This is a genomic window from Streptomyces phytophilus, from assembly GCF_013870535.1.
In the GTDB taxonomy this organism is placed as follows: domain Bacteria; phylum Actinomycetota; class Actinomycetes; order Streptomycetales; family Streptomycetaceae; genus Streptomyces; species Streptomyces phytophilus.
In genome coordinates, this window is record NZ_JACBXC010000335.1 from 1 (window position 1) to 5372 (window position 5372).

The window sequence follows — 5372 nt, forward strand, 5'->3', positions numbered from 1 at the left end:
CTGGTACGTACCGGCCACCGGCCCCGGCGAGCCGACCGCGCGGCTGAACCCGAAGTACCTCTTCGACACCTTCGTCATCGGCGCCTCCAACCGCTTCGCGCACGCCGCCGCGGTCGCCGTCGCCGAGGCCCCGGCGAAGGCGTACAACCCGCTGTTCATCTACGGCGAGTCCGGTCTGGGCAAGACGCACCTGCTGCACGCCATCGGCCACTACGCCCGCAGCCTCTACCCGGGCACCCGGGTCCGCTACGTGAGCTCCGAGGAGTTCACCAACGAGTTCATCAACTCCATCCGCGACGGCAAGGCGGACACGTTCCGCAAGCGCTACCGCGACATGGACATCCTCCTGGTCGACGACGTCCAGTTCCTGGCGAGCAAGGAGTCGACGCAGGAGGAGTTCTTCCACACCTTCAACACGCTGCACAACGCCAACAAGCAGATCGTGCTCTCCAGCGACCGGCCGCCCAAGCAGCTGATCACCCTGGAGGACCGGCTCCGCAACCGCTTCGAGTGGGGCCTGATCACCGACGTGCAGCCGCCGGAGCTGGAGACCCGGATCGCGATCCTGCGCAAGAAGGCGGTCCAGGAGCAGCTGAACGCGCCGCCCGAGGTGCTGGAGTTCATCGCCTCCCGGATCTCCCGCAACATCCGCGAGCTGGAGGGCGCCCTGATCCGGGTCACGGCCTTCGCCTCGCTCAACCGGCAGCCGGTCGACCTCGGGCTCACCGAGATCGTGCTGAAGGACCTCATCCCCGGCGGCGAGGACGCGGCCCCGGAGATCACCGCGGCCGCGATCATGGCCGCCACCGCGGACTACTTCGGGCTGACGGTGGAGGACCTGTGCGGGTCCTCCCGCAGCCGCGTGCTGGTCACGGCCCGCCAGATCGCCATGTACCTGTGCCGGGAGCTGACGGACCTCTCCCTGCCGAAGATCGGCGCCCAGTTCGGCAACCGGGACCACACCACCGTCATGCACGCGGACCGCAAGATCCGGGCGCTGATGGCCGAGCGGCGTTCGATCTACAACCAGGTCACCGAGCTGACCAACCGCATCAAGAACAGCTAGCGGCCCCGCCGCCGTTCCGTACGTCCCGCACCTCTCCCGTACCACTCCCGCGCGTCCCCGGGCGCTCTCAGGCGTCCCCAGGGGGCTCTACGCGTCCTGTGTGCGTCCCGGAGTCCGCTTCTGCACCGCTCCCTCGCCGCCCCTTTGCCGTCCGTCCGCCCGCCCCGGCGTGCCCCCGAACAGCCGAGCCCTCCTCGCCCTGTTCGATTCCCGGCCCTGACCAGGCAGTTCTCCACACCTCGGCGCCCTGTCGCTCGTCCACACCCTGGGGACAGGCGAGTTACCCACGGGCAGGTGTGGACGCGATCTGGACAACTCGCGTCCGTGCAGCTCATCGGGGTGTGGATTTGTGGGCGGCCGTTGCCCACAAGCTGTGGACACCGGCCGGCGGCTCGATCGGCGCCGAGCGCTGTCCACCGCGGAAGACCACTCACCCACAGAAAACCCCGCTCTGTACACAGCCTGTCCACAAGTTTGTCCACTGTTCGGCAACGCAACGCGCGCCTTCACCGGGTCGAGTGAAAGCCGTCACACCGAACGCCAGGATTGGCTGTGCAGAAACCCGGGTAACTCTGGGGATGGAGCTGTGGCTAAGTGGCCCCTGCCTGTGAACGGCCTGTGCACAGCCGGGCCCCATCCACAGGAACCGAGGGTTTTCCACCCCTTGTCCCCAACCCGCCTGTGGGCAAAATTCGCGGGCTGACCTGCGCAGACGGGGTTTTCCACGGTTTCCACAGGCCCTACTACTACCTCTACACGTATCTAGCTCGGAATCCGCTTCGAAGCGGGGCCTGTGCACAAGTGCGGTCGACGGCGTCCGACGGCGGCTGCGACGAGTTGACCCCGACCTGCCCCCTGTGTCGGTGCCGTGCGTCAGACTGGTCCCCCACACCAACCGAGCCGGCAAGGGCCGAGAGCACCAGGAGGCGGTCTCCGTGAAGATCCGGGTGGAGCGCGACGTACTCGCGGAGGCAGTGGCGTGGGCAGCGCGCAGCCTCCCGGCCCGGCCGCCCGCGCCGGTGCTCGCCGGACTGCTGCTGAAGGCCGACGGCGCGGACGGCGGGTCGCTCAGCCTCTCCGGCTTCGACTACGAGGTCTCCGCCCGCGTCTCCGTGGAGGCGGACGTGGAGGAGGACGGCACGGTCCTCGTCTCCGGGCGGCTCCTCGCCGACATCTCCCGCGCACTTCCCAACCGGCCTGTGGAGATCTCCACGGACGGCGTCCGCGTCACCGTGGTCTGCGGCTCCTCGCGGTTCACACTCCACACCCTGCCTGTGGAGGAGTATCCGGCGCTGCCGGAGATGCCGGGCGCCACGGGGACGGTCTCCGGCGAGGTCTTCGCCTCGGCCGTCGCGCAGGTCGCCATCGCCGCCGGCCGGGACGACACCCTGCCGGTGCTCACGGGCGTGCGGATCGAGATCGAGGGCGACACGGTCACCCTGGCTTCGACGGACCGGTACCGCTTCGCGGTCCGGGAGTTCCTGTGGAAGCCGGAGACCGCCGACGCCTCCTCGGTGGCGCTCGTCCCCGCCAAGACGCTCCTGGACACGGCCAAGTCGCTGACCAGCGGCGACATCGTGACGCTCGCCCTGTCGGGCGCCGGTGCCGGCGAGGGGCTGATCGGCTTCGAGGGCGCCGGGCGGCGGACGACGACGCGGCTGATCGAGGGCGACCTGCCGAAGTACCGCACGCTGTTCCCCACGGAGTTCAACTCGGTGGCGGTCATCGAGACCCCGCCGTTCGTCGAGGCCGTCAAGCGCGTGGCGCTGGTGGCCGAGCGGAACACCCCGGTGCGGCTGAGCTTCGAGCAGGGCGTGCTGACCCTGGAGGCCGGGTCCAGCGACGACGCACAGGCTGTGGAAAGGGTGGACGCCCAGCTTGAGGGCGACGACATCTCGATCGCCTTCAACCCGACGTTCCTGCTCGACGGGCTGAGCGCGATCGACTCGCCCGCGGCGCAGCTCTCCTTCACGACGTCGACGAAGCCGGCGCTGCTCAGCGGCAGGCCCGCGCTCGACGCCGAGGCGGACGAGGCGTACAAGTACCTGATCATGCCCGTGCGGCTGAGCGGCTGAGGTCCGGCGTAGGCTCGGACCGGATATGGCGCGCAGACGGACGAAGGGGCAGTGATGGAGCTCGGTCTTGTGGGTCTCGGCCGGATGGGCGGGAACATGCGCGAGCGCATCCGGCGCGCGGGTCACACCGTCGTGGGGTACGACCGCAACCCGGACGTCGCCGATGTCCACAGCCTGCGGGAGCTTGTGGACGCGCTGCCCGCTCCCCGCGTGGTCTGGGTGATGGTGCCGGCGGGCGCGGCCACGCAGTCGACGGTCGACGAGCTGGCCGAGCTGCTCCAGCCCGGGGACGTCCTCGTGGACGGCGGCAACTCGCGCTGGACGGACGACGAGAAGCACGCCGCGGAGCTGGGTGCCAAGGGCATCGGCTTCGTGGACTGCGGCGTCTCCGGGGGCGTGTGGGGCCTGGAGAACGGCTATGCGCTGATGTACGGCGGGGACGCCGAGCACGTGGCGCGGGTGCAGCCGGTCTTCGACGCGCTGAAGCCCGAGGGCGAGTACGGCTCCGTCCACGCCGGCAAGGTCGGCGCGGGGCACTTCGCGAAGATGGTCCACAACGGCATCGAGTACGCGATGATGCAGGCTTTCGCCGAGGGCTGGGAGCTGCTGGAGGCCGCGGACTCGGTCACCGACGTGCGCGAGGTGTTCCGTTCGTGGCAGGAGGGCACCGTCATCCGCTCCTGGCTGCTGGACCTGGCGGTCCTGGCGCTGGACGACGACGAGCACCTGGGCAAGCTCCGCGGGTACGCGGAGGACTCCGGTGAGGGCCGCTGGACGGTGGAGGCGGCGATCGACCACGCGGTGCCGCTGCCGGCGATCACCGCGTCGCTCTTCGCCCGGTTCGCCTCGCGCCAGGACGACTCGCCGCAGATGAAGATGATCGCCGCGCTGCGGAACCAGTTTGGTGGCCACGCGGTCAAGGAGGAGAAGTAGCTAGCCGGGCGGCCGGCGGGAGCGCCGGCCCCGCTGTTCGCTGAATCGGCCGTGTTTCCTGGGGAGGTCGGCGTCGGGCCATGCACGTGTCTCATCTCTCGCTGGCCGACTTCCGTTCGTATGAACGGGCGGAGGTACCCCTCGACCCGGGGGTGACGGCCTTCGTCGGGCCGAACGGCCAGGGCAAGACGAACCTGGTCGAGGCGGTCGGCTATCTCGCGACGCTGGGCAGCCACCGGGTGTCCGCGGACGCGCCGCTGGTACGGATGGGCGCGGCGCGCGCGGTGGTACGGGCCGCGGTGGTGCAGGACGGCCGGCAGCAGCTCGTGGAGCTGGAGCTGAACCCGGGCAAGGCGAACCGGGCGCGGCTGAACCGGTCGTCGCAGGTGCGGCCGCGCGACGTGCTGGGCGTGCTGCGTTCCGTGCTGTTCGCGCCGGAGGACCTGGCGCTGGTCAAGGGCGATCCGGACCAGCGGCGCCGCTATCTCGACGAGCTGATCACGGCGCGGGCGCCGCGTCTCGCGGGGGTGCGCAGCGACTACGACCGGGTGCTCAAGCAGCGCAACACGCTGCTCAAGACGGCCGCGATGGCGCGGCGGCACGGCGGGCGGCAGCTCGATCTGTCGACGCTGGATGTGTGGGACCAGCACCTGGCGCGCGCCGGGGCGGAGTTGCTGGCGCAGCGGCTGGAGCTGATCGCGGTGCTGCAGCCGCTGGTGGACAAGGCGTACGAGCAGGTGGCGCCGGGCGGCGGTCCGGCGGCGTTCGAGTACCGGTCGCCGGCCGGCGGGCGGTTCGCGGAGGCGCGTACGCGCGAGGAGTTCGCGGGGCTGCTGCTGGAGGCGATGGCGGAGGCGCGCAAGCAGGAGATCGAGCGGGGCGTGACCCTGGTGGGCCCGCACCGCGACGACCTGGTGCTGAAGTTGGGCGAGCTGCCCGCCAAGGGCTATGCGTCGCACGGGGAGTCGTGGTCGTACGCGCTGGCGCTGCGGCTCGCGTCGTACGAGCTGCTGCGCGGCGAGGGCGACGGTGAGCCGGTGCTGGTGCTGGACGACGTGTTCGCGGAGCTGGACACGCGGCGGCGGGAGCGGCTGGCGGAGCTGGTGGCGCCGGGCGAGCAGGTGCTCGTGACGGCGGCGGTCGCCGAGGACGTGCCGGAGGTTCTGGCGGGGGTGCGGTTCACGGTGGCGGACGGGCGGGTGGAGCGCGGATGAGCGAGGAGCCCGTACGTCCCGAAGGTGCCGGTCGCCCCGACCCGCCCGCGGACTCCGGCACCCCCGGGTCCTCCGGGTCTCCCG

4 protein-coding genes are annotated in these 5372 nt (G+C 70.8%); all 4 read left to right on the forward strand.

The genetic code is table 11. The annotated features are described in order from the left end of the window. A partial coding sequence (dnaA, locus tag H5J30_RS16345) for a chromosomal replication initiator protein DnaA (RefSeq protein WP_181788161.1) occupies positions 1–1066 on the forward strand: 1066 nt, incomplete at its 5' end. 935 nt (positions 1067–2001) lie between these two features. After that, on the forward strand, positions 2002–3141 hold the full coding sequence (gene dnaN, locus H5J30_RS16350) for a DNA polymerase III subunit beta (protein ID WP_181788162.1): 1140 nt from the start codon (positions 2002–2004) through the stop codon (positions 3139–3141). Between the two features lie 54 nt (positions 3142–3195). Further along, on the forward strand, positions 3196–4074 hold the full coding sequence (gene gnd / locus H5J30_RS16355) for a phosphogluconate dehydrogenase (NAD(+)-dependent, decarboxylating) (protein WP_026276518.1): 879 nt from the start codon (positions 3196–3198) through the stop codon (positions 4072–4074). A gap of 80 nt (positions 4075–4154) precedes the next feature. Continuing rightward, positions 4155–5288, forward strand: a complete 1134-nt coding sequence (recF, locus tag H5J30_RS16360) for a DNA replication/repair protein RecF (RefSeq protein WP_181788163.1) — start codon at positions 4155–4157, stop codon at positions 5286–5288. The last annotated feature ends 84 nt before the right edge of the window (positions 5289–5372 follow it).